Annotated in this window: 21 protein-coding genes and 1 tRNA gene; 14 read left to right on the top strand and 8 right to left on the bottom strand. The window is 48.3% G+C overall.

Going from position 1 to position 21,755, the window contains the following annotated elements; genetic code table 11:
- The first annotated feature begins 11 nt into the window (after positions 1 to 11).
- A complete protein-coding gene (locus tag ACIFO6_RS10170; protein WP_430040625.1) occupies positions 12 to 1,595 on the top strand; it encodes an RsmB/NOP family class I SAM-dependent RNA methyltransferase in 1,584 nt (527 codons plus the stop codon).
- The gene (locus ACIFO6_RS10165) at positions 1,592 to 2,374 is read left to right on the top strand and encodes a pseudouridine synthase (RefSeq protein ID WP_430040504.1); all 783 of its coding nucleotides are present in this window, start codon (positions 1,592 to 1,594) and stop codon (positions 2,372 to 2,374) included. The genes ACIFO6_RS10170 and ACIFO6_RS10165 overlap by 4 nt, the downstream gene beginning before the upstream one ends.
- A gap of 108 nt (positions 2,375 to 2,482) precedes the next feature.
- On the opposite strand, the gene ACIFO6_RS10160 is transcribed toward ACIFO6_RS10165, so the two are convergent.
- Positions 2,483 to 3,676, bottom strand: a complete 1,194-nt coding sequence (locus ACIFO6_RS10160; RefSeq protein WP_430040502.1) for a GGDEF domain-containing protein — start codon at positions 3,674 to 3,676, stop codon at positions 2,483 to 2,485.
- 194 nt (positions 3,677 to 3,870) lie between these two features.
- Between ACIFO6_RS10160 and ACIFO6_RS10155 the strand changes: the two genes are divergently transcribed.
- Positions 3,871 to 4,995, top strand: coding sequence for a glycosyltransferase family 4 protein (locus tag ACIFO6_RS10155; RefSeq protein ID WP_430040500.1), 1,125 nt, complete (start codon positions 3,871 to 3,873; stop codon positions 4,993 to 4,995).
- Here ACIFO6_RS10155 and ACIFO6_RS10150 read toward each other — a convergent pair.
- Positions 4,992 to 6,098: a YkvI family membrane protein gene (locus ACIFO6_RS10150; protein WP_430040498.1), complete on the bottom strand. Its 1,107-nt coding sequence runs from the start codon at positions 6,096 to 6,098 to the stop codon at positions 4,992 to 4,994. The two genes, ACIFO6_RS10155 and ACIFO6_RS10150, sit on opposite strands and share 4 nt — an antisense overlap.
- 140 nt (positions 6,099 to 6,238) lie before the next feature.
- Between ACIFO6_RS10150 and ACIFO6_RS10145 the strand changes: the two genes are divergently transcribed.
- The 5 genes from ACIFO6_RS10145 (at position 6,239) to ACIFO6_RS10125 (ending at position 8,782) form a co-directional block, all read left to right on the top strand.
- Positions 6,239 to 6,844 (top strand): DedA family protein, encoded by a 606-nt coding sequence (locus ACIFO6_RS10145; RefSeq protein WP_430040496.1) that lies wholly within the window; start codon positions 6,239 to 6,241, stop codon positions 6,842 to 6,844.
- An 86-nt stretch (positions 6,845 to 6,930) separates the two neighbouring features.
- Entirely contained in the window at positions 6,931 to 7,503 is a 573-nt protein-coding gene (locus ACIFO6_RS10140) for a xanthine phosphoribosyltransferase (protein ID WP_430040494.1), read from the top strand.
- Between the two features lie 103 nt (positions 7,504 to 7,606).
- Positions 7,607 to 7,951: a hypothetical protein gene (locus tag ACIFO6_RS10135; RefSeq protein ID WP_007429850.1), complete on the top strand. Its 345-nt coding sequence runs from the start codon at positions 7,607 to 7,609 to the stop codon at positions 7,949 to 7,951.
- 140 nt (positions 7,952 to 8,091) lie between these two features.
- The gene (locus ACIFO6_RS10130) at positions 8,092 to 8,313 is read left to right on the top strand and encodes a hypothetical protein (protein WP_430040492.1); all 222 of its coding nucleotides are present in this window, start codon (positions 8,092 to 8,094) and stop codon (positions 8,311 to 8,313) included.
- Positions 8,314 to 8,494: 181 nt separating this feature from the next.
- On the top strand, positions 8,495 to 8,782 hold the full coding sequence (locus ACIFO6_RS10125) for a carboxymuconolactone decarboxylase family protein (RefSeq protein ID WP_430040623.1): 288 nt from the start codon (positions 8,495 to 8,497) through the stop codon (positions 8,780 to 8,782).
- Between the two features lie 134 nt (positions 8,783 to 8,916).
- Here the strand turns inward: ACIFO6_RS10125 and ACIFO6_RS10120 are convergent, their stop codons facing one another.
- A complete protein-coding gene (locus ACIFO6_RS10120; RefSeq protein WP_430040621.1) occupies positions 8,917 to 9,456 on the bottom strand; it encodes a hypothetical protein in 540 nt (179 codons plus the stop codon).
- A gap of 220 nt (positions 9,457 to 9,676) precedes the next feature.
- Here ACIFO6_RS10120 and ACIFO6_RS10115 point away from each other — a divergent pair.
- The 4 genes from ACIFO6_RS10115 to ACIFO6_RS10100 all read left to right on the top strand — a co-directional run bounded on the left by ACIFO6_RS10115 (position 9,677) and on the right by ACIFO6_RS10100 (position 13,846).
- A tRNA-Leu gene (locus tag ACIFO6_RS10115) sits at positions 9,677 to 9,760 on the top strand.
- Between the two features lie 284 nt (positions 9,761 to 10,044).
- Positions 10,045 to 11,934 carry a squalene--hopene cyclase gene (shc, locus tag ACIFO6_RS10110; protein ID WP_430040491.1) on the top strand — a complete coding sequence of 630 codons (1,890 nt, stop codon included), beginning with the start codon at positions 10,045 to 10,047 and terminating at the stop codon, positions 11,932 to 11,934.
- A 330-nt stretch (positions 11,935 to 12,264) separates the two neighbouring features.
- On the top strand, positions 12,265 to 12,777 hold the full coding sequence (msrA, locus tag ACIFO6_RS10105) for a peptide-methionine (S)-S-oxide reductase MsrA (RefSeq protein WP_430040489.1): 513 nt from the start codon (positions 12,265 to 12,267) through the stop codon (positions 12,775 to 12,777).
- A 121-nt stretch (positions 12,778 to 12,898) separates the two neighbouring features.
- Complete coding sequence (locus ACIFO6_RS10100) at positions 12,899 to 13,846, top strand: divergent polysaccharide deacetylase family protein (protein WP_430040487.1); 948 nt, start codon at positions 12,899 to 12,901, stop codon at positions 13,844 to 13,846.
- On the opposite strand, the gene ACIFO6_RS10095 is transcribed toward ACIFO6_RS10100, so the two are convergent.
- Positions 13,821 to 14,582, bottom strand: a complete 762-nt coding sequence (locus ACIFO6_RS10095; RefSeq protein WP_430040485.1) for an N-acetylmuramoyl-L-alanine amidase — start codon at positions 14,580 to 14,582, stop codon at positions 13,821 to 13,823. The two genes, ACIFO6_RS10100 and ACIFO6_RS10095, sit on opposite strands and share 26 nt — an antisense overlap.
- A gap of 274 nt (positions 14,583 to 14,856) precedes the next feature.
- Here ACIFO6_RS10095 and ACIFO6_RS10090 point away from each other — a divergent pair, with 274 nt between their 5' ends.
- A complete protein-coding gene (locus ACIFO6_RS10090; RefSeq protein WP_025685457.1) occupies positions 14,857 to 15,048 on the top strand; it encodes a YqzE family protein in 192 nt (63 codons plus the stop codon).
- 93 nt (positions 15,049 to 15,141) lie between these two features.
- On the opposite strand, the gene ACIFO6_RS10085 is transcribed toward ACIFO6_RS10090, so the two are convergent.
- The 4 genes from ACIFO6_RS10085 to ACIFO6_RS10070 form a co-directional block, all read right to left on the bottom strand.
- On the bottom strand, positions 15,142 to 16,206 hold the full coding sequence (locus ACIFO6_RS10085; RefSeq protein ID WP_430040483.1) for a hypothetical protein: 1,065 nt from the start codon (positions 16,204 to 16,206) through the stop codon (positions 15,142 to 15,144).
- 252 nt (positions 16,207 to 16,458) lie between these two features.
- Positions 16,459 to 17,448 (bottom strand): YqhG family protein, encoded by a 990-nt coding sequence (locus ACIFO6_RS10080; RefSeq protein ID WP_430040481.1) that lies wholly within the window; start codon positions 17,446 to 17,448, stop codon positions 16,459 to 16,461.
- Between the two features lies 1 nt (position 17,449).
- Entirely contained in the window at positions 17,450 to 19,339 is a 1,890-nt protein-coding gene (locus ACIFO6_RS10075; RefSeq protein WP_430040479.1) for a DEAD/DEAH box helicase, read from the bottom strand.
- An 87-nt stretch (positions 19,340 to 19,426) separates the two neighbouring features.
- Positions 19,427 to 20,266 carry a helix-turn-helix transcriptional regulator gene (locus ACIFO6_RS10070; RefSeq protein ID WP_430040477.1) on the bottom strand — a complete coding sequence of 280 codons (840 nt, stop codon included), beginning with the start codon at positions 20,264 to 20,266 and terminating at the stop codon, positions 19,427 to 19,429.
- A 162-nt stretch (positions 20,267 to 20,428) separates the two neighbouring features.
- Here ACIFO6_RS10070 and fabF point away from each other — a divergent pair, with 162 nt between their 5' ends.
- Entirely contained in the window at positions 20,429 to 21,667 is a 1,239-nt protein-coding gene (fabF, locus tag ACIFO6_RS10065; protein WP_430040475.1) for a beta-ketoacyl-ACP synthase II, read from the top strand.
- Positions 21,668 to 21,755: the final 88 nt, after the last annotated feature.

Genomic DNA, 21,755 nt, shown 5'->3' with positions numbered 1-21,755 from the left:
TGATTACAATTATGGGTGTACAGCTCCCTACTGCATTTGTGAAGCGCATGGAGCAACTGCTCGGCGACGAGTTTGAGGCTTTTATGGCTGCTTATGATCATACGCCTCATGCTGGGATACGCGTCAATACGTTAAAAATTTCGGTGGAGGCGTTTAAGGCGATTTCGCCGTTTGAACTGCGACCAAATCCTTGGTGTGATACAGGTTTTTATGTTCCCTACGGCACCAAGCCGGGGTTGCATCCTTATTATCATGCAGGACTGTACTATGTGCAGGAACCAAGTGCAATGTCTCCTGTAGAATTGCTGAATGTTGCTGAGGGTGAGGCTGTATTGGACTTGTGTGCTGCACCGGGTGGGAAATCGACCCAAATCGCGGCCAAGCTGCAAGGAAGCGGTCTGCTCGTAACGAATGATATTAGCGCTGATCGAACCAAGGCGTTGGCTAAAAATGTGGAATTATACGGTGTGCGAAATGCTGTGGTGTTGAATGAAAGCCCGGATCGAATCGCAGATGCCTTCCCTCATTTTTTTGACAAAATATTAATTGACGCACCTTGTTCGGGGGAAGGGATGTTTCGCAAGGATGAGGATATGGCGAAGCAATGGGAAAACCATTCGGTGGACAAATGTGTAGTTATGCAGCGGGATATTTTGCGAGTGGCAGCAACTATGTTAAGTGACGGAGGAAGAATTGTTTATTCGACCTGTACCTTTGCACCGGAAGAAAATGAAGGGATGATTGCTGAGTTTCTGGAGGCACATCCTGATTTTGACGTTGTTCCTGCTCCTTCAGGAACGGGCTTTGCTTCAGGTCACCCGGAATGGGTGAGTGAAGCAGTCGCGGCAGCCCATCCAGAACTGCGTGGAATGGCACGCCTTTGGCCCCATCTTATAGAGGGTGAGGGTCATTTTATCGCTGTGTTGCAGCATCAAGGCAGTCGTACAGCTAAAGCGGATAATCGTTTACTGTCCATCAAGGAAGCGCCAATGGCAAACGGACAGGACAGCTCTGTAACTGGAGATTACAAACGGAATGGAAAAGGGATGGACGGGAAATCGGGTAAAGGAACGAATGCACGCGGTTTTGGTTTCGGGAACAAGTCTCGTGCTGGTAAAGATACGGCAAAATGGGATGGACGCGGACAACATGATGTACTGGAGTCCTATCGCTATTTTGTACAGGAGCAGCTTGAGGCGTCATTTGCAGGCCATACGGTAGTCTATGGAGATCGGATTTATCAGTCGCCGCTGGAATCCTATCGTCTGGACGGGCTTAAGGTGGTCCGTCCGGGCTGGTTTATGGGAACAGACAAGAATGGTCGGTTTGTGCCTTCGCATCCGCTGGCGGTAGCTTTGCGCCCTTCTGAGGCGGTCAGGAGTATAAACCTTTCGAGTTCAGACACGGATGCCATCCGTTATTTGAAAGGTGAAACGTTATCCATCCCTGCTCAGCAAATGACGCTGCAGAACGAAGCACAGCCCAAAGGTTACACTCTCATATGCATTGACGGATATTCTGCCGGATGGGGCAAATGGCAGGACGGTATGCTCAAAAATGAATACCCTACAGGCTGGAGGTGGACATCAGTATGAGTGGGAAGGGAAGACAGACGCAGCGTTTGGACAAGGTTCTAACCCATATGGGTTATGGTTCGCGCAGTGATATCAAGAGACAGGTAAAGCAAGGGACGGTCACCGTGAACGGTCGAACCATCAAGGATAGCGGCTTGCAGGTTCATCCTTATAACGATCAGATTGAAGTGAACGGGGAACGGGTTATTTTTCGGGAATACATTTATATCATGCTGCATAAACCGCCAGGCGTTATATCCGCAACCGAGGATACAAGAGAGCGAACAGTGCTGGATTTGCTGAGTGCGGAGGAACGGCATTTTGAGCCCTTCCCGGTTGGACGGCTCGATAAGGATACGGAAGGACTACTATTGCTAACGAATGACGGTAAGCTGGCGCATGAACTCTTGTCTCCACGGCGACATGTTCCCAAAACGTATGAGGCTACGGTGTCGGGACATGTCACGGAGGAGGATATACGTCAATTTGCAGCAGGGGTAGAGCTGGATGACGGCTATGTTACCCTTCCGGCTCAATTGACCATTCTTCGTCATGAAAAAGCACAAGAGGCAGATGAAGAAGTCATTTCAACCATTTCACTTGTGATCCATGAAGGAAAGTTTCATCAGGTGAAGCGCATGTTTGAGGCGGTTGGCAAAAAGGTTACGTATTTGAAAAGAACGGCGATGGGTCCGTTAACGCTAGATGATCAGCTACCCTTGGGCAGCTATCGTGAGCTGACAAACGAGGAGCTGGCATGGATCGGCCGGGATTTGGCATCTGCAACGTCAGAGGCTTGATGGGAGTAGGGGAAGCAACAATGACGCACAGGCTCTTATGGGAGTTCCCTGTGCGTCATTTTACTATATGGACTATGATTTACAGCTAACATATGGCAGACTGCATGTTTATTGTGCGCGCGCTGCACGGCTTTTCTTCACTTCTGTTTCCTTATAAGCCGTGACCTTGTTTTTGCCTGTTGTTTTGGATATGTACATAGCCTGATCGGCCTGTTTAACCAGTTCATCCGGGTTCATTTCCTTTTTTAACGTGCTATGCCCGACGCTGATGGTCACGATACTTTCGTCTGCAACCCGTTTACGGATTCGTTCTGCGACCTGTCCGACCTTGGCCCGCCGATCAACGACCATCGCGACCAGCTCCTCGCCGCCGTATCTTCCAGTCAGTCCAATTTCATCCAGTTCTTCTTCCATAATCTGTGCAACCTGTTTAAGCACATCATCCGCGCGGGCATGGCCCTGTGTATCATTCAGCTTTTTGAAATTATCAATATCGCAAAAAATGACCGACACGCGGATTCCTTGCTCCATATATCGCCGCAATCGCCCAGAGAAGTATTTACGGTTATACAGGCCAGTCAAACCATCAGTAATGGAGGAACGGTAAATCCGTTGAAGCAGCTCCACAATCCGTTCGAACAGGATTAGAAACAACGTAGTGTAATACAGCAATGGCAAAAATGACATCCATAGGACTGTACTGGTTGCACCTTTTTCTGCCGGAATGTCACCTCGCAACCACAGACATCCAAGCCAAAGTAAATAGAACAGTAAGCCCAGCGCAAACTTTTTGGGCTGACCGATTCGTGGGATGATGAACACAAGGCTCAAAGTAAGCACAATGAGTCGATAAAGCAGGGTGAACCCGACGAGATTTGCTGCGCTGATCCAACTGGGTAGTATTCCGGCAGCCCATGCGCCAACCGGCAATATCAGTAGCGCTCCCAGCAACAGCAAAGTCCATGCTCCCGCACGTTTTAGCTTCCGGTAGAGCTGAAATACGGCGGCATTGGTAAGCACAAAGGCGGTCGCCTCCAGCGTATTTTGCCACACGATGCCTTGTAGCGGCATGTTGCCGCCACCTGCCGAATAGAGATTCATGGCTTCATATGTCATAATAAAAATAGCGGCAACCGAAAAAAGGATATAGGCTTTTTTTCGCTGTCTGCTATATATGATCACACACATCAGCGCCATCATGAGTATAATATACAAACCGCAGGCGGCACTTACAGCCCCGGCCAGAGATGGGAAACCGAAGGTTCCCGATAAGGACAACAACGTCAACGTCACCGACTCCATCTGTATAGATAGTGAGTCTATTGAACGGGGAATCTGGTTCCCATACAATAGACAGGAATTATTCCATTTAAAATGTTATAATTTTCTTTTGTACTTAGCAATTATTCTCAATATATCATTTTTCAGAAAATCCGGAAACCTATACATACAACCTGTGTTCCGGGCAGTACAACGCTTGAAAGGGGAAGCACGTCATGAAATTGCTACAGGCTCTCTTTTTCCCACCCGAGCAACCGGGCGGCGTTTCATCTATGATTCCATATCTGCAAGAGCGATTTATGTCCTCGCGTTGGGAAATGGAGCTATTTTCAATCCCTAAACGAATTCGCAACAAGGGCAGGGAAGAAGTATTGTTTGATACCTTTGACTGGACGCAATATGAACAATATCCGATTGTCCAAAAATATATACAGACGTACCGTGACTATTTGTGGTGGACCCGGCTTCGCATTCAGAAGCCCTTTGATCTCATTCATGCTCATCATCCAATTGCCGGGATTGCTATGAAAACTGTTTTTCCCGATATCCCGCTCGTTCAGACGATTCACTCTTCTTATGAGAAGGAGTTAATTCTAAACGGTAAAATAGAGGAGAATGGGCCTGAGCATCAATTTCTGGTGTCCTTATATCGGGAGTTGGAGCATAAGGCGGATCGCCTGATTGCAGTATCCCGCTCTTTCCAGCATTACTTGACGCCTTATGTACAAAATTCGCAAGATATTGTGGTCATTCCGAATGGATATGATGAGAAGCGCTTCAAGCCCATACCACATGAAAATGAAGTGACACAGCTTATAACTGTCTGTCGCCTTGTCCCTGCCAAAGGGCTGGATACTTTGTTACAGGCCTGTGCCGAGCTGAAAAAGAGAAATCAGAATTATGTGCTGCATATTATCGGAGATGGTCCCATTCGACCCGAGCTGGAAGAGATGGCGCGGCAGCTGGATATTTACCATGAAACGATTTTTTATGGATACACCCTTCATCCGGAAGAATTTATGCCTTTCTTTGATGTGTTTGTTTTGCCTTCACGAGCGGAAGCCTTTGGTTCCGTATTTGCGGAGGCGGCTTTGAGCTGTTTGGCTTTGGTGGGTACAGAGGTGGGAGGAATACCGGAGCAAATTGAGGATGGGGTAAATGGTCTGCTTGTGCCACCCGACAGTCCGAGGGCACTGGCAGACGCATTGGAAAAGGTCATCGCAGACCCTGCTTATCGTTATGAGCTGGCGCGATCTGCTTGCGACAAGGCTAAATCGAGCTATTCCCTGAGCAGGGCTGTTAATGAGCTAAAGAAAATGTATTTGAAATTCCAGCACTAGCCATGGCGTGTATCACCTGTTTTTGAATCAGAATGCCGGAAGCTGGAGCGAGGACGCGAGGAACGGAAGGGTCTCCCCCGTCCTGCCATGATCAGCTTGCCCACCCACATCAGGCTAAGTATCCCGAAAATAGGATATAGAACAGACAGCAGTGAGCTGAAACCAAACTGACTGATTAGAAAACATGTGAGCATAATGAATAGTGTGATGAGCTTAGGTGAAATTTGGATATGCTGGCGGATTTGCAGACTGACACCGTAAATGTCGGCCACGAAGGTACTGAAAATTTCCATGAAAATGAGTAAAACGTAAATGATCTCGACCAGGGCCCCTAGGCGGTAAGCAATGCTTCCCATCGGGATCTCAAATTGCCGAATTCCTGGCATATGTGCCGACATGGCAAAGTGAGCAGACATGAGCATAAACCCGACGCCAATCCCGCCCAAAATCCCGCCCCAGCGGATCGTTTTGCGGGAGAAGGTTTGGCTGCCGAGTGGTACAAGCACTGCTTGGGCCATTGCCAGATTGAAGGAAGTATACAGCAGTGGAGAAAGCCAAGCTCGCAGCATGCTATAATCGGACGTATTTGTAATAAAGCTCTGGGGATTTGGCATAGAGAGTGTGCTGTGAACAAGCAGGATAGACATGATCATCATCATAGGGACAACAATGGTGTTCATATGCAGGATAGCCTTGATGCCTTTACTCAGGAGCAGATACGTTCCAATGAGTGTAATGAGCAGTCCGGTCTGGTAATGCAGGTGAAGGCGTTCCACGAAAACGGAGCCGGCACCTGCCAGCATGACGCTGTTGACGCAGACCAATATCATGAGCGTGAACCAGCTGATCCATTTTCCGACTTTGGTGCCAAAAAGGTGTCTGTTCAGATCCTCATAGGACCGGGCTGAAATATCATGAGCGATCAGCATCATTTTCGTACCCAGCCATACAAATATGAGTGTGGACAGCATGATGGTGAGTGTAGCCCAACGTCCGTACTGTGTAAAAAACTGTAATATTTCTTGTCCGGTAGCAAATCCGGCACCGACGACTGTTCCGATGTATGTAAAAGCAATCTGCAAAACATGAATATTACGTTTCATCCCCAGTCCCTCCTTGCCTGCTTGAATAACGCTGTAGCGAGCATATAATACAAACTATGTTCAAATGAAATAGGACATGACTGGATGAGACTGAAATAATTATAGTGCATTCAATGAATAGCTTGACGGGAGCGTAATTTATGGGTCAAATCCTTGCATGGATACTGGAATACGGATATTTGGCAATGTTCGGCTTGCTTGCCCTTGGAGTAGCTGGTATGCCGATCCCCGACGAAGTGCTGATGATCGCCTTCGGCGGGCTCGTGTCTCAAGGACACTACAACTTTATTGCCGCGCTGGCAGTCACATTTTCCGGAAGTATGACGGGCATGATGCTTAGTTATACGCTCGGTCGTTTGCTAGGCAAGCCGTTGCTGCACCGATACGGTAAATGGGTGAGGCTTACGCCATCGAGAATTGCTTCTTCCGAGAACTGGTTCGGACGCTATGGAACTTGGGGCATTCTGTTCGGTTACTTTGTCCCGGGCTTGAGACATGTGTCCTCATATCTGGCAGGTACGACCCGTTTGAATATCTTTCGCTATATGATGTATGCATCGGCGGGCGCATTGCTGTGGTGCGGCACGTTTCTGGGAATTGGACATGCGGTGGGCATGCACTGGGAACAGGTGGCGAAGCTGATGGAAAAGGTGACACATCGGATAGGGCTGGCGGTCTTTCTTCTGATTATTTTGGGAGGAATCGTCGCGTGGTTTTGGAATAAGCGTAAAAAAAATGTCACATGAAGGTATGGGAAAGCAAGCTATAGCTTGAAAGCGTCAGGTGATGTATGGTACTTTTACCGCATAGGAATGCCGTGGGAGGTCATGGAATGGAAGTATTGAAGGAACGGATTTTACAAGAAGGCGTCGTTGCGTCGGATCAGGTGTTGAAGCTGGATGGATTACTTAATCACCAGGTGGATCCGGAGTTGACGATGGAAATGGGACGAGAGTTCGCAGCCCGTTTTCGGGAAGAGAATATTACGAGAGTGGTAACCGTGGAATCCTCGGGTATTGCCATAGGTTTCGCAACAGCATTGGAACTGGGTGTACCGCTGGTGTTTGCCCGCCGCAAAAAGACTTTATTGGCCGACCCGGACGCATTATGCGAACGTGTGCCTTCCTTTACGAAAGGCATTGTCACGGACATTATGCTGTCCCGTCAATTTATTCATGAGCATGACCGTGTTCTGTTCATTGATGATATTATCGCCAATGGTGATGCCGCAAGAGGTATGGTCAAAATCATTCAACGCTCCGGTGCGGAGCTGGTGGGATTCGGCGTGGCTGTGGAAAAATGCTTTCAAGCCGGGGCGAGAACGATCCGTGAGCAGGGTATATGGGTAGAGTCGCTTGTCAGAATTTCATCGTTAACTGACGGCAAGATTGAGTTTGCCGAATAGTAACAATTCAAAAGCTGCTGATCCTTATTTCTAATAATAACCTTTGCATGAGTTTCGATTTCGCTTATAATATAGTTAAGGTTTTGGGAGAGGAGGCAGCAACATGGGGAAAGAGCAATTGACCGAACAGTTTTTTCTGGAAAAACTGGCAGCGGCTAAAGTACATTTTGAACGTGCCTTGGATTGTAAGCATACGGAATTTGACGATTTATATCCCTATATGATTGAACATCCTCAGTTTTTTTGGTACAAACGCTATGTGGCTTGGTCTGAGTTGTTGACGTTGGTTAACTTATGCGAAGAATTGTCCTTCTCTTGGAAAGAAGAATTTACTGCCCACCAAGTGGAATACGTAGATCAGAGAGTGCTGTCTGCACAAGTGCTGGACTTCTGGTATGAGAAGAACGATACAAAAGAACATGATCACAGTGTAAATCAGTCGGGATAATTTGTCGCTCTGTTGGCAATCCATATAAGTAGTAAATGGGAAGAGACCTAAATGATTTCGTTTAGGTCTCTTTTTAAACTTTTTAATGTGCATAAATGACAGCTGCCGTGTTAGAAAAGATTGTATAAGGGGGGACAGAGATGATTCATGATGAAGAATTAGACGCCTATCGGCTTTCCGGTGAGAAGGTGCGCGTCGTGCGGGATGGGCTGGAGTCCAACGATGTGGTAGGCATAGTGCTGGCGTGGGACGAGGAACAGGTGCTTATCCGCCGCCAGAATCGGCGTGTGGTCAAGCTGGATCGCAGCTATACATATCAGCCGTTCAGCGAGCCGCGTCACAATCCGGTAGAACTGGATTAGAGGAATGGGCTTCGGCTGGCTGGATAGAAGGATTTGAAGTGACTGGATAAAATTAGGTGTATGTGTCGATGGCATATGCAGCCTGTAAACCGGACACAGTACATAAGAATATACTCTATATGAGAGGGTGTGCTGTGTCTTGACGGTTATGAATGAGAAAATACATGCGTATAAGGATTAAATCAGTCATTTGGAAGATAAGTTGCCGGAGGTAGTTCATGCCTATCATCGTTTCACTGGAGAGTGCTTTCAAGCCGGGAGCTTAGACGAGAAAACCAAGCAACTGATTGCCCTCGGCATTGGCTTATTTGCCAACAACGAGGTATGTACGTTTTATCACGTGGACGAGGCTCGGTCCAAAGGAGCAAGTGATCAGGAGATTATGGAGACCATTGCTGTAGCCGCAGCGGTAGGCGGAGGACATGCTCTTAGCCAAGGGGTTACTCGTGTACAGAAGGTACTGCAATAAAGCGAATGCTTTATGGGAATTCTTCATACTCCGTTCATAGCGGGTATTGATGGATATATGATGGGTATGTAAAGAAGCTTCCGAGCACGGTTGGTGTCTGCGGAAGCTTTTTTTGTATGCGCGCTGTGCGTGGATTATGCACTTCCGCTTGCGGCAGAAGCAGCAGGGCGAAGCGATTTACGCTTGTAGGCCAAGGAGGATGTAACCAGACTTCTTTCAACAAACCGTAGGGGCTTGGAAGCAGAGCGGCTGTTTGGAAACTCGGGGCGTTGCTTTTCGGGTAAAGGGAGGGCAGCTGTATGAGGCATAGAGGTAGAAAGCCCCAGATAAGCGCGCATTCGTTCATACATTTCTTTGCGGAATGCAGGCATAGCCATACTGAACTGCTCTTTATTTCCTTTACTTATATAGGTGGCGTGAACGCCTGAGTGGTTTTGTTGTATGTCCAAAACACGAATATGACATTTATTAAATTCATGTTTTATTTCAGATAGTAAGATTCCGGTACGATCTACTCCTGCGTTAACCATTTCGACATAAAGATCAGGCGTTTTCAGCATACCGCTTTCTTCAAGAATAAGACTGTCCCGCTCAAATACCTTTTGAATAAAGGTAAGGAGCAGATAATTTTTCACAAGAGACAATTCATTCTGAGTAGTAACTGAAGAGATCATAACCATTCACCGCCTTAGGGAAATGTGATAATAATCCATATCTGACTGAATAAAAAGAACTAGCGTTCTCAGGAACTTATGTTCTTATTTTAGTGTATTATTCCTAATTTATCAAGAGGGAATGAAAATATAAAGTGTTTGACTTCTTTTTATGAGCATGGTATGATCTATTTTGTCGCCAAGAAAGATTGACCTTTTGAGGACAAACGACAATATATATGCGGTCGTGGCGGAATTGGCAGACGCGCACGGTTCAGGTCCGTGTGGGCTAACCCCCGTGGAGGTTCGAGTCCTCTCGACCGCATCATCTTAAAAATGAACGCTCTTGAATTTCCCTTGTGGAGATTCAAGAGCTTTTTGCATATTCTGGATATGTAAAGTGGTACTCATGACACCCAGATGTAACCCCTAATGATTGTTTCTGAAAAATCCAACTTTATATTGCACCAACAAAAGAGTCTGTAGTCCTGAAATGGTATGGGGTCCTTTTTGGCGTTTAATGCTTAACCACGACAGCAAGCGGCACATCATTTCCTCGTACTGGCGTTCATATAATGTACATCATGACGTTATTGGAGGTATAAGAGAATGGGAGATGTACGTAGCGCAGTCGATGAGGGGACAAGGAAGCTAAGGAACTTTTTTATGCGCCAGCAGCATCAAGACGGATCATGGCATTTTTGCTTTGAGAACGGGGTGGCGATGGATGCTTATGTCATGATCCTCTTTCGGATATTGGATATACAGAATGAAGAGCTGATCCGGCGTTTGCATGATCGCATCCTTGCGGAGCAGCAGCCGGAAGGCTGTTGGCGTTGGTACAGGGACGAGCAAGAGGGTAATTTATCCGTTTCCATTGATGCCTATTATGCCCTGCTCTATTCCGGGTACAGTGAACCGACAGACGAGTCGATGGAGCGAGCCAGGCGTTACATTCAATCGCAAGGTGGACCGGGGAAATCGACCAGCATTCTGACAAAGGCGATTCTCGCTGCAACCGGGCAGCGCAAATGGCCAGCATCAATCTCGCTCATACCACTGGAGATCATCCTTTTTCCTGCCTATATGCCAATTAATCTGTATGAATTCTCAGGTTATTCCCGTATCCATCTGATCCCTATGATGATCATGGCGGACCGGAATTTCTCTATATCAACGAATAAGGCTCCCACTGTATCCGATCTGTTCGATTCACGCTATGATGACGATGAGCCGCAGCCCCAGGAGCACCGGGAAATCGCGGAAAGCATACGTGTCGGACTCAGCAGACTTCTCGGAACTCCCCGGTATATCCATGAAGCAGCTCTAAACAAGGCGGAGCAGTTCATGCTGAATCGAATCGAATCGGATGGCACCCTATACAGTTATGCGAGCAGCACCATTCTCATGGTTTTTGCCCTGCTTGCACTGGGCTATGATAAACGGGATCCGCTTATTGTAAAGGCCGTTCAAGGGTTGACAGAGATGCAGTACCGCTTTGACGGTAAAGCTACCATTCAGAATTCACCCTCAACGATCTGGGATACGGCCTTGATCTCCTATGTGCTGCAGGAGTCCGGCGTCGCCGGGGATCATGAGGCCGTGAAGCGGTCGGCAGCCTATCTCTTATCCAGACAACAGGACAAAGCGTCGGATTGGAGTGTTCATAATCCGGTTACGGTTCCTGGCGGCTGGGGATTCTCTGAGACCAATACCTTAAATCCCGATGTAGACGACACAACAGCCGCTTTAAGAGCGATTCACTGCCTGTCCCGTACAGATCCTAAATATCGTGACTCATCCACTCGGGGGCTCAACTGGGTTATGTCTATGCAAAATAAAGACGGCGGGTGGCCTGCGTTCGAAAAAAACACCAATAAGAAAATGCTCACATGGCTGGCTATAGATGGTGCCAAGTCCGCCGCTATCGACCCTTCGGGAGCCGACCTTACAGGACGCACATTGGAATACCTCGGAAATTGTTGCGGATTCGACACGAGGCACGATTTCATCCAACGGGGGGTTAATTGGCTGATCTCCCATCAGGAGAAAGACGGATCATGGTATGGAAGATGGGGGATTTGTTATATTTACGGCACTTGGGCGGCACTGACTGGTTTAGAGGCTGCCGGGCTCCCGGCGGACCATACTTCGATTCAAAAAGGAGCGGAATGGCTCTTGCAGATTCAGAATTCGGATGGGGGCTGGGGTGAATCCTGCATCAGCGACCGGGTGATGAAATACATGCCCTTAGGGGAAAGCACGCCATCCCAAACTGCGTGGGCACTCGATGCACTCATCGCGGTTCAGCCGCAGCCGTCTGCTGCCGTAAATAGAGGAATATACAAGTTGATGGAATTGCTGCAAAACGACGATTGGCCGACCGCATATCCCACGGGCGCTGGGCTTCCGGGTAACTTCTATTCTCATTATCATAGCTATCGTTACATCTGGCCGCTTCTGACCCTAAGCCATTATAAGAAGAAATACGGGGAATAAGGAGCCATACTGCGTCTATGTGGCAGGAATGGTTATATGGTGTGAGGGCTTAGCTCGTACAGGATGACTTTATTGCTCGGAATGAGGTCAATATTCCCCATAGAATGAGGGTATTGGTCAGGGAGGAGAGAGGCCTTCCCCAAGCTGTCGCTTCGTTAATACGCGGTGGAGTTGCTCAGCTATTTCGCAGAAAAAAATCCGGACGACTATGTAATACGGATATCGGTTGAGGTTTGTAAAGGGAGAAAATTTCTTTTATAAGGTTACCCTTTAAGATAGGATAGAAAATAACACACTCGATGATGAAGCTATTGAAAGGTTGGATGAGAGATGGAGAAAGCAACTTTTGCAGGAGGATGCTTCTGGTGTATGGTGACTCCGTTCGAGGAGCAGCTGGGCATTCATGGCATTGTCTCAGGTTATACTGGAGGGACGATTCCCGATCCGACCTACGAACAGGTTAAAACAGGAACTACAGGTCACTATGAGGTGGTGCAGATTATTTTTGAGCCTGAGCTGTTTCCTTATGAAAAGCTGCTCGAATTGTATTGGCCCCAAACGGACCCCACAGACGGAGAAGGCCAATTTCAGGATCGGGGTACACAGTACAAACCCGCTATTTTTTACCACACGGAGCAGCAACGGGAACTCGCACTGCAATCCAAGGAACAATTGGCACAAAGCGGGCGCTTTGACAAGCCTATCGTGACGGAAATTCTTCCGGCCTCCATATTTTATCCGGCAGAGGATTACCATCAGGATTATCACAAAAAGAATGTGAAGCATTACAAGGAAGACCGCGCCCAATCGGGTCGTGATGAGTTTATACATCAGAACTGGTAAGCAGGTTTAGCATACATTTTGCGTACGATAGGCAGATCAGGGATAACCCCTTGGGTCTGCCCATACATATTTAGGCCTCGTTACTCACACAATGAAGGGACAGAGAAGGAGGCTGACCTGAATGAGTAAACGAACGAAACAGCACCTGAGAAACGTCATAAAGAAGGCTATACAAGCTACTCGCAGCCGTAAAGAGCCAAGCTGTGCACAGGTGGTTTGCCAAAATCCGAAAATGAAAAAAAACTTAGTTGCTTGTATTGTGGTAGGTCTTGTTTTTACGGTATGGGGGAATGTTTGGAGCATGGATGTTGCAAGTGCTACGGGTAAGCGGGATCAGCACCAAAAGATGGTGGCCGTCATTATTGACGACTTGGGCAACAACATGAAAGGAACAGAGCAAATTTTAAATTTGCCGGTTAAAATTACGGTTGCGGTGATGCCGTTTCTGCCTTCCACCAAGCAGGATGCCATGGAAGCTCACAAGCGTGGTCATGACGTTATTGTGCATCTTCCAATGGAGCCAAAGCAGGGAAAACCCGAATGGCTTGGACCTGGAGCGATTAAGGCGAATATGTCGGATGAAGAAGTACGCGCCAAGGTGACAGCAGCCATTAAGGAAGTCCCTTTTGCGATAGGTATGAATAATCACATGGGCTCCAAGGTCACCTCAGACAAACGCATTATGTCCATTGTTCTGGATGTTTGCAAGGAGCATGGACTATTTTTTGTCGACAGCCGTACGAACTATTGGTCAGTAGTGCCGGAGTTAGCCGTAGAAAAGGGAATGCCACCGGTGCGAAATGACATTTTTCTGGATGATACCCATTCACTCGCACATGTGAATCGGCAACTGACCAAGGTGGGAGAATGGGTGGACGAGCACGATACCTGTGTAACGATTGGTCATGTTGGTGTATCCGGCATGCACACGTCCGCGGCACTCCATTCATCGGTTCCCGCGCTAAAAGATCACGCCAAGTTTGTGGGCATCAGTGATTTGGTACGTTCCGTATGGGGATGGAAGGGAGCTCCTGCCACCCATACTACCATACCGTCAAATGAGCAATAATGCCTTTGGCTATCGCTTCTGCGACGTTTTTTTGACCGCGATCTCCGGAAAGAATGGCCCTGTCCTGTTCATTGCTGATAAATCCGGTTTCCACGATTACAGCGGGAGGCTGGATTTTGTTCAGAAGATAGAAGGGTTTTCCGTAAACCGTTTCTCTGTTCATGCAGAATAAGCGGTTCAATGAATGTTGAATCCGTTCTGCCAACAGATAGCTGCTGCCTTCGTCCTGGTACAAAACAATCGGCCCCCGTTTTTCGGCACGTTTGGTCCAATTCACATGCAGACTGACGACTAAAGCGGTGGGCAACTGTTCTGTCAGGCTCTTACGCTGGGCCAAGTCTTTCAGATGCCGGGATTTGGATTGAAGCCAACGATTATCGTCGCTTAGAGCATAGTCCTTATCCCTGTTTAAGACCGCGGGATAGCCCTGTGAGCGTAAAATCAGGTACAGTTTTTGACCTATTGCGAGATTGATGTCTTTTTCCAGAAGCCCTTTATGGCTCGTTCCACCGTCCACGCCTCCATGACCGACGTCAATAAGCACAACGGGTTTTGCAAAAGCGTGATAGGACGAATGTACGTTGGATTGACTTTCTGTGTCCTTGTTCGGATTGGTGCTTTTTTCGCCGGTCTGGGCGCTTGCATAGCCAAAGGAGGCAAATACAGCACTGCAAAGGATACTTAAACTCAATCCCATTCCTATTAGCCATATGATGTTTAACTTTTCTTTTCGCATGTTCTATTCCTCCAATAGACGGATTGATTATTTTCTGAAAACAAACCATATAAAGCAGCATAGCTTCCTTAAACAAAATTATTAGCCTTCGGGTAACAATTTTATTTAAGATAGTATGTACCATTTAAGGGAAACCATGCATAGTTAGTCCCGCAGGGTTAGACTTTTTGGAAAATGAGCAAGCTAAACTTATCTGCATCCAACGCGTGAATTTAATGTTTTCCTGCAATGTGAACCTCATGTCAGGGATGCAGATTGAAGGAGGTCGCGGAGGATGGCCAAGAGTGACGAGCTGGTGACATACATTACGCAACGAATTGTTCGGTATATGGAAACGCCACGCGATGTACGCCGTAGCCGTAAACAATCAAGAGAGCCATGGGTATACAAATGGTTCGGAATGCTGCCGCTCGCTCTGAATATGTGGATTAAATCCGCACGCAAAGGGCGAAAGGAACGGCATTGAACTCGCCAAAGAGACCACAAGAGGCATACGGAATGCCGTTTGAGGTCTCTTTTTGTGTTAAGAAATGATTAACGTGATTACATAAATGAATAATTAAGAGTGCATACGATAAAATCCACCGCCAGATAACAGCTGATCCAGCGGGACAAAGCGTGAAAGCCCGGTGCGGCAGGTTAACGCATACATAACAGGATGAGAGAGATCATGAGAAGGGTTCCAGGACTGATATCCGTTAATAGCTAAGGGGCCTCCAAAAGCGAAATTGATGTCTGTAGCTGAAAATACGATACGTGATGATTCACTCAGTGTGTTAGTAAACTGCTGTACGTTATGGATGGAAAGCTTTTGTTTGGGTAGAAGCCAACTAAGATCGTCATAGGGGTCAAAAGGCTCAGCAGAAAGGGTAATCGCCTGCGGCCCTGCTTTCAGAGAGAGAGCAGATGAAGGAATTGTACTGCTGTGGAGCTTATTTTTCCAGTTCCCATTGGCTACCTCCGCAGGCAATGGATCCCCCGTAAAAGCATCGATGCACACTTCGCTGCCAGAGGAGGAACGCACCAGCCAGTAGGCTAATAGCGGTTCCTCATACATGGGGGTAATTTGCAGCTTGTCGATGGATGAAAGCTTGGTTTCTGTGAGGGATTTAAGGGATTGGCGGAGTAAATTCATACTGTACGGCCCGCCCGGTCCGTTACCGTATTCATTAAGCTGATAAGCGCCGTTATGATCTGCCCCGATAATCAGGTAGCCAATGTATTCACCTGCACGATTCACCTGCACGAGCCAGCTATGTGTTCCGGGACCGAGCGGGTGGTAGCTAAGCTCGGCATCTTTCCATTGGTCAAAAGACGGCTGTGTGGATAGCGACTGCACCGTATCGGTGGAAACCCGCTTTACGTCCGCTGGTATCCCTTGTTCCTGAGCAGGAGGGCTTACAGTAGTTGCCTCGATTTGCCCCTGCTTCCCATCTTGGTTCTGGTTCGTTGGTTCCGATGAGGAAACCAATGAAGTTGCTTCGTAAGAGGGTGACGGGTTGGCGTTGTGGTCTTGGGTTGCTGAGGGGGCCGCTTGAATGGAAGCAAACGGACAGACTGCGGACAGACCGATCAGAACAGCCGCAATCATACCAACGCTATAGTGTCCGAAATTTTTTTTCAATGGAATCCACCTTTCTGACGGCCAATGCACCGATGGAAGCTTTTTTATCCAGCATAAAGCTTGTCCGATAAAAAGACTGCTACACCTTGTCGGCACATCCGTCCTGAACGGGTTCGTTTTTTGCTGTCGATAACTAGCGGCAGGTCTGGCAAAGCTTGTCGGTATCGCAATAAACCCGATATAGTCTGAAGCAAGATGTTAAAAGCTGACGATACTTCTGCAACCTGCCTGCGAAGGAGCGTGAGATATCGGTTACCGCAGATGAAATATCCCGCAGTTAATGGCGGATACAAGCACCTTGGGTTCATATTGCCATACCATTTCTTTGCGGCGGGCTTGATGCTGCTCTTGTATGGCTTCTTTTTTTTCCTCTTCTTCTTTTTGCTCCTTGACCAAATCATCGTAATAGTGATCAATAACCTCCAATTCCTCGCGCAGCCGTTCTCTGGCCTGCTCAGCCCACTCGTAATCCTGCTGGCTCAGCTGAGCATTAAGGTAGTTTTCCAGCGAAATGGAGGCCTCCGGAACAGATAATTTTGCAGGCTGCACATGCATATTGCCTGCCAGCAGCGGGCTGAGCTGCCGGGATTCAAGCATGCTACCAAAGTCAGGTACGATGGTGCCGCTTTTGAGTGAAATCCCAAGCCAGTGGAGTTCTTCCCGCTTCAAATCACAGGCAAATTCGATCTTGTAGCAGACGCCTAACCAAGCTTCATATACTGCGGGAGAACGGGCGGATAATTGACGAGCATTAGGTTGCTCGAACAAATTGACATATTTTCCTCCATCCCGCGCAGCTTCAAAAATTTGGTGCAGCCGACGACTCCCATAGTGAAGTTCTTCCTGCAAAATACGTCCGGGTCCCAACTGTGGTAACGCTGGAACATGGCCGAAGTAACGGCCCAGGACCTGATCCTGTGCCGAACTGCCGGACGCTGGAGCCGGTTGAGATCCTTGTCCCGGTTGTGCTTGTGATGGGGGGAGGGGCAGATTGTCCATCGAACTCTCCTGTGCCATTCGGTAGGCTTCCCCATCGAAAATAAAGGTGAATGACATCGTTTGCGCCGGAACGCCAGTACGCTCTACATAGCCCCAATAGTAAGGGCGGTTCGTTAGAGCTTTATCCGCTTCGGGAGAAAGCTTGACAGTCACATGGTTTGGCGACCTCTCGATCACACTGCATCCGGTGGCTTCCAGATACGTAAGGACATAACGCTGTACCTGCTGTGAATTCATGGTCATATCAGCGGTCTCCTTTCGCGCCGCGTCTGGCTTTGGCTGGAGGAACAGCGCTACCTGATAAGCCTAGCAAATCAGCGGTGCTTTGGCTTGTTCCCGTCAGGCGCCCGTTGATCTGGTCTGTCTCGGATGACATATCGCTTGCCGTATCCGAAGTGGATGGACTGTCCGTACGCTGCTGCTTCATTTCCTGCTTGATGGAATCCAGCGAATGGCCGAGTTTTTGCATTTTTTGGCGTATTTCATCGTCATTGCCGGATTCAAGCATAATTTTATACAAACTTTTTTCAATGGATTCTTTCTTCTCAAACTTCTCCAGAATAACGTCCAATCCGCCAATGACCATTTCGAACATGTTGATTTTTTCATGCAGCAGATGTAGGATATGCTCCTCAATCGTTCCGGTTGTGGACAGGTTGAAAATATTAACATCATGCGTCTGTCCCAGTCGATGCACACGTCCAATCCGTTGTTCCACGCGCATGGGGTTCCATGGCAAATCAAAGTTAATCATATGGTGGCAAAATTGCAGGTTAATGCCCTCGCCGCCCGCTTCGGTGGCAATCATCACCTGAATACGTCCACGGAACAAATCCATCATCCAATCCTTGCGTCCTCGGTTCATGCCGCCTCGGTAAGGAACAGCGGATAGCCCCCGGTCGCGAAAATAGTTCAGCAAATATTCCTGTGTAGCCCGGTATTCGGTAAAAATAATCACTTTTTCGTTCATTTGACGAATGAGTTCAAGCGCTTTTTCGGCCTTGGAATTGGCTTTAATCGCCTTGATGTGCGCGACCAATTCCCAGACGCGATCGCGTAGAGGGGAGTCGGGCGCCATCTTTTTAGATAAATTGACAAGCGTTACGAATACCGCATCACGGCTGCTGCACACTTCCCGCTGAAGGGTAACGAGAGACAGCATGCTGCTCAAATTTCCGCCATTCGCCTGATATTGATCCTTGACAAAGGAAGTGACTCCATCGTATAGCGCTTGTTCTTCCGGCGAAAGCTCCAAGTGAATGTTGGAAACATTTCGTTTGGTGAATTGGACCGGGCCTTCGCCGCGACGGTTGCGGATCATGACTTTGGACAGCTCATCCTTGAGCTGGTCCTCATTTTTGGGTAGTCGTTTATCCACCACGAAGTTGGCAGAAAAATCCCCATGTCGTCCTAACTGACCGGGCTTGAGCAATGTAATGAGATTGAAGAGCTCGGACAAATCGTTCTGTACAGGGGTGGCGGTCAGGAGCAAACAATATTTTTTACGCAGCTTCATAATGAACTGATAGTTGGATGTTTTTTTATTTTTCAGCTTGTGTGCTTCGTCGATAATGAGCAGATCGTAATCGGTATCCAGCAGGATGTTACTATGTGGCTCTCTCTTGGCCGTATCCATAGAGGCCACGACAACCTCGGACGACCAGGAATACGCTTTTTTCTGAGCGACAGCCGGAATGCCAAATTTGCTGTTCAGCTCACGAACCCACTGTAGAACCAGAGAAGCGGGTACAAGAATAAGCACTTTGGCGGCAAGCCCGCGAACCAGATATTCCTTGAGAATCATGCCAGCTTCAATCGTCTTGCCCAAGCCAACTTCATCGGCGAGGATGGCGCGGCCGGACATTTCAAATAATACCTTACGGGCCGTATCCAGCTGATGGGGCAGCGGAGTGAGATCTTGCAAATGCTTCAGACATTGAAGCTCATCAAAGCTGGGTACCAGCTTGGCCTTCTCCGCCTCAATTGCCAACTGATATAGATCCCAATCTCCCCAAGGTCCTCCTTTGCGGAGACGTTGGTCCAACTCATCCTGCCAACTCCGGTCAAATTGCACCGGAACAGGTGGTGGTGCCTGATTTTGTGATTGTGAGGAACTTGTCGATTTGGCTTTCATGATGAATTCCCTCCCTCCTTTTTGCACAGATCGTAGATGTAGTATGGACGGAAAAAGATATCTTCATAACAGGAGGGGTGAAATCCTTTAGCTGCCTTCCATCAGCTTTTGGAGTTTACTTTCTGTAGAGGTTTGTGCGTTCGGGGTGTAGATGCTGCAACGCAGATCGACGCTGCCTTGCACCTGAAGGGAGGTCAGGTCAAACAACATTTTGCCTGCCTTGGCATGACGAAATTCAATCAGCACCTCCGGCGCAGAGCTGACCTCACTCTGATTCCAAAGTTCATTAAACTCCGGATAAGCCCGGCTCATGTTCTGTATGAACTGTGCATACCAAGGGTCCGTCACATATTGTCCGTAATAAGCGCGGAAAATAGCAAGGAATCCTTTGACGAAATGCTCCCAATTTACAGCGAGACTTTTAAACTCTTTTTTGGTAAACAGCAGCTCAATCATGTTGCGTTGTTCATGGGGCAGCTCGGCAAAATCCATAAACACATGAGCCGCGGCTGCATTCCAGCCGACAATATGGCAGCGCCGATCTGAAATAATAGCAGGGCAGTATCGCAGCTCCTGTACTATTTTTTGCAGGGATGGAGAAATAACCGTTTGTTCTGCAAGAGCAGGAGGTGTCTGAAATCCGGTTTCAAGCGCTAAATCATACAAATACTTACGTTCATCCGTGTTTAGCTGCAAGGCGGCGGCAATGGCATCCAGTACAGAGGCGGACACCTTGATATCGCGTCCCTGCTCCAGCCAGGTGTACCATGTCGTGCTGACGCCTGCTAGCTGAGCGACTTCTTCTCTACGCAAGCCAGGTGTTCTGCGGCGTGATCCGTTCGGCAGACCGACCATATGCGGGTGTAAACGGGCTCTTTTTGTTTTAAGAAAAACAGATAGTGCTTCCAGACGTGCTTCCGGTTTCATAGGCGAGTTCTCTCCATTCGATGGGGGATAAGTAATGAGCAGTTAAGGCTCTAACTATAGTAGTGTTCATTATACCAGGATAAACAAACACTTGTAATAGGATAAGCCGAGGGTAAAATGAGGATTATAAGTAAGTAAACGAGCAGGAGGAATGAAGAGCGTATGCAAAGAGTTGTAATTACAGGTATGGGTGTGGTTTCGCCACTGGGCAATGACGTGGACACGCTGTGGAAGAATCTGCTGGAGGGTCGTTCAGGTATACGAAAAATAGACACGTTCGATGTGTCCGATTTGAAAGCACAGATCGCCGGGCTGGTACAGGATTTTGATGCAGAAAAGCAATGGGGACGTAAAGACGCCAGACGAATGGATCGCTTCACGCAGTTTGCGTTGTTTGCGGCAGAGCAAGCGCTGAAGGATTCCGGTCTGGAGCTGGATAACACGAATCTGGAGCGAGTTGGTGTCTATGTAGGATCAGGAGTCGGCGGTCTGGATACGTTGGTGGACAATGTGAATGTATTGGAGAATCGTGGGCCGGGCAGAGTCAGTCCGACCCTGGTGCCTATGATGATTTCAAATATGGCTGCAGCGCAAATCAGTATTGCGTTCGGAGCGATGGGTGCCACGCTTTCGCCGGTTACGGCCTGTTCCATTGGAAATACGGCGATTGGAGAAGCGTTTCGTACGATTCGCACAGGAGATGCGGATGTGATTTTTGCAGGTGGAGCGGAGGCAGCGGTGACCAGACTGGCGCTTGCGAGCTTCTCCAATGCAACGGCCTTGTCGACTCGTAACAAGGAGCCTTCGATTGCGAGCCGACCGTTTGATCAAGACCGCGACGGCTTTGTTATGAGCGAAGGGGCGGGCATTCTGGTACTGGAGTCGCTGGAGCATGCTGTTCAGCGTGGCGCAGAAATAGTTGGGGAGGTCATTGGCTATGGCGCAAGCTCGGATGCCTACCATATGGTTGCACCGCACCCGGAAGGGACCGGAGCTTATCTGGCGATGAAAGCAGCCCTTCAATCCGCCCATATCACGCCTGAAGAGGTGGATGTGATCAGTGCGCATGCAACGAGTACGTCCGTTGGCGATCTGGCCGAGACTCTCGCGATACACAAGCTGTTCGGTGACCATGCCTACCAAATTCCGGTTACCGCGAATAAATCCATGCTCGGTCATATGCTGGGAGCCGCAGGCGGTGTCGAAGCCATTGCACTTGTACAGAGTCTAAGGGAAGGCATCATTCCGCCAACGGTTCATCTGGACAACCCGGACCCGGCCTGTGACCTGGATTATGTGCCACACGAGGCACGCAAGGCCTCATTAAATATCGGGCTATCCAACTCCTTCGGCTTTGGCGGCCACAATGCGGTCATCGTAATGAAGCGTTACGAGCTATAAGTGAAATAAATGATTTAACCTCAGGAGTTCTATCCAACGGGATGGAATGCCTGAGGTTTTTGCTATTGGCAACGGGTTCTTTTTAGAT

The sequence above is a fragment of the Paenibacillus sp. NRS-1781 genome (assembly GCF_050467745.1).
In the GTDB taxonomy this organism is placed as follows: domain Bacteria; phylum Bacillota; class Bacilli; order Paenibacillales; family Paenibacillaceae; genus Paenibacillus; species Paenibacillus terrae_A.
This window is presented reverse-complemented; position numbering and strand designations above follow the sequence as displayed.

Excerpts from the sequence above, each read along its gene's own strand:
- shc (WP_430040491.1), top strand. The coding sequence starts at position 10,045 with ATGGGAGATGTACGTAGCGCAGTCGATGAGGGGACAAGGAAGCTAAGG.
- ACIFO6_RS10170 (WP_430040625.1), top strand. The coding sequence starts at position 12 with ATGGGTGTACAGCTCCCTACTGCATTTGTGAAGCGCATGGAGCAACTG.
- msrA (WP_430040489.1), top strand. The coding sequence starts at position 12,265 with ATGGAGAAAGCAACTTTTGCAGGAGGATGCTTCTGGTGTATGGTGACT.
- ACIFO6_RS10090 (WP_025685457.1), top strand. The coding sequence starts at position 14,857 with ATGGCCAAGAGTGACGAGCTGGTGACATACATTACGCAACGAATTGTT.
- ACIFO6_RS10155 (WP_430040500.1), top strand. The coding sequence starts at position 3,871 with ATGAAATTGCTACAGGCTCTCTTTTTCCCACCCGAGCAACCGGGCGGC.
- ACIFO6_RS10165 (WP_430040504.1), top strand. The coding sequence starts at position 1,592 with ATGAGTGGGAAGGGAAGACAGACGCAGCGTTTGGACAAGGTTCTAACC.
- ACIFO6_RS10145 (WP_430040496.1), top strand. The coding sequence starts at position 6,239 with ATGGGTCAAATCCTTGCATGGATACTGGAATACGGATATTTGGCAATG.
- ACIFO6_RS10135 (WP_007429850.1), top strand. The coding sequence starts at position 7,607 with ATGGGGAAAGAGCAATTGACCGAACAGTTTTTTCTGGAAAAACTGGCA.
- ACIFO6_RS10100 (WP_430040487.1), top strand. The coding sequence starts at position 12,899 with ATGAGTAAACGAACGAAACAGCACCTGAGAAACGTCATAAAGAAGGCT.
- ACIFO6_RS10130 (WP_430040492.1), top strand. The coding sequence starts at position 8,092 with ATGATTCATGATGAAGAATTAGACGCCTATCGGCTTTCCGGTGAGAAG.
- ACIFO6_RS10080 (WP_430040481.1), bottom strand. The coding sequence starts at position 17,448 with ATGACCATGAATTCACAGCAGGTACAGCGTTATGTCCTTACGTATCTG.
- ACIFO6_RS10150 (WP_430040498.1), bottom strand. The coding sequence starts at position 6,098 with ATGAAACGTAATATTCATGTTTTGCAGATTGCTTTTACATACATCGGA.
- ACIFO6_RS10095 (WP_430040485.1), bottom strand. The coding sequence starts at position 14,582 with ATGCGAAAAGAAAAGTTAAACATCATATGGCTAATAGGAATGGGATTG.
- ACIFO6_RS10160 (WP_430040502.1), bottom strand. The coding sequence starts at position 3,676 with ATGGAGTCGGTGACGTTGACGTTGTTGTCCTTATCGGGAACCTTCGGT.
- ACIFO6_RS10120 (WP_430040621.1), bottom strand. The coding sequence starts at position 9,456 with ATGATCTCTTCAGTTACTACTCAGAATGAATTGTCTCTTGTGAAAAAT.
- ACIFO6_RS10075 (WP_430040479.1), bottom strand. The coding sequence starts at position 19,339 with ATGAAAGCCAAATCGACAAGTTCCTCACAATCACAAAATCAGGCACCA.
- ACIFO6_RS10140 (WP_430040494.1), top strand. The coding sequence starts at position 6,931 with ATGGAAGTATTGAAGGAACGGATTTTACAAGAAGGCGTCGTTGCGTCG.
- ACIFO6_RS10070 (WP_430040477.1), bottom strand. The coding sequence starts at position 20,266 with ATGAAACCGGAAGCACGTCTGGAAGCACTATCTGTTTTTCTTAAAACA.
- fabF (WP_430040475.1), top strand. The coding sequence starts at position 20,429 with ATGCAAAGAGTTGTAATTACAGGTATGGGTGTGGTTTCGCCACTGGGC.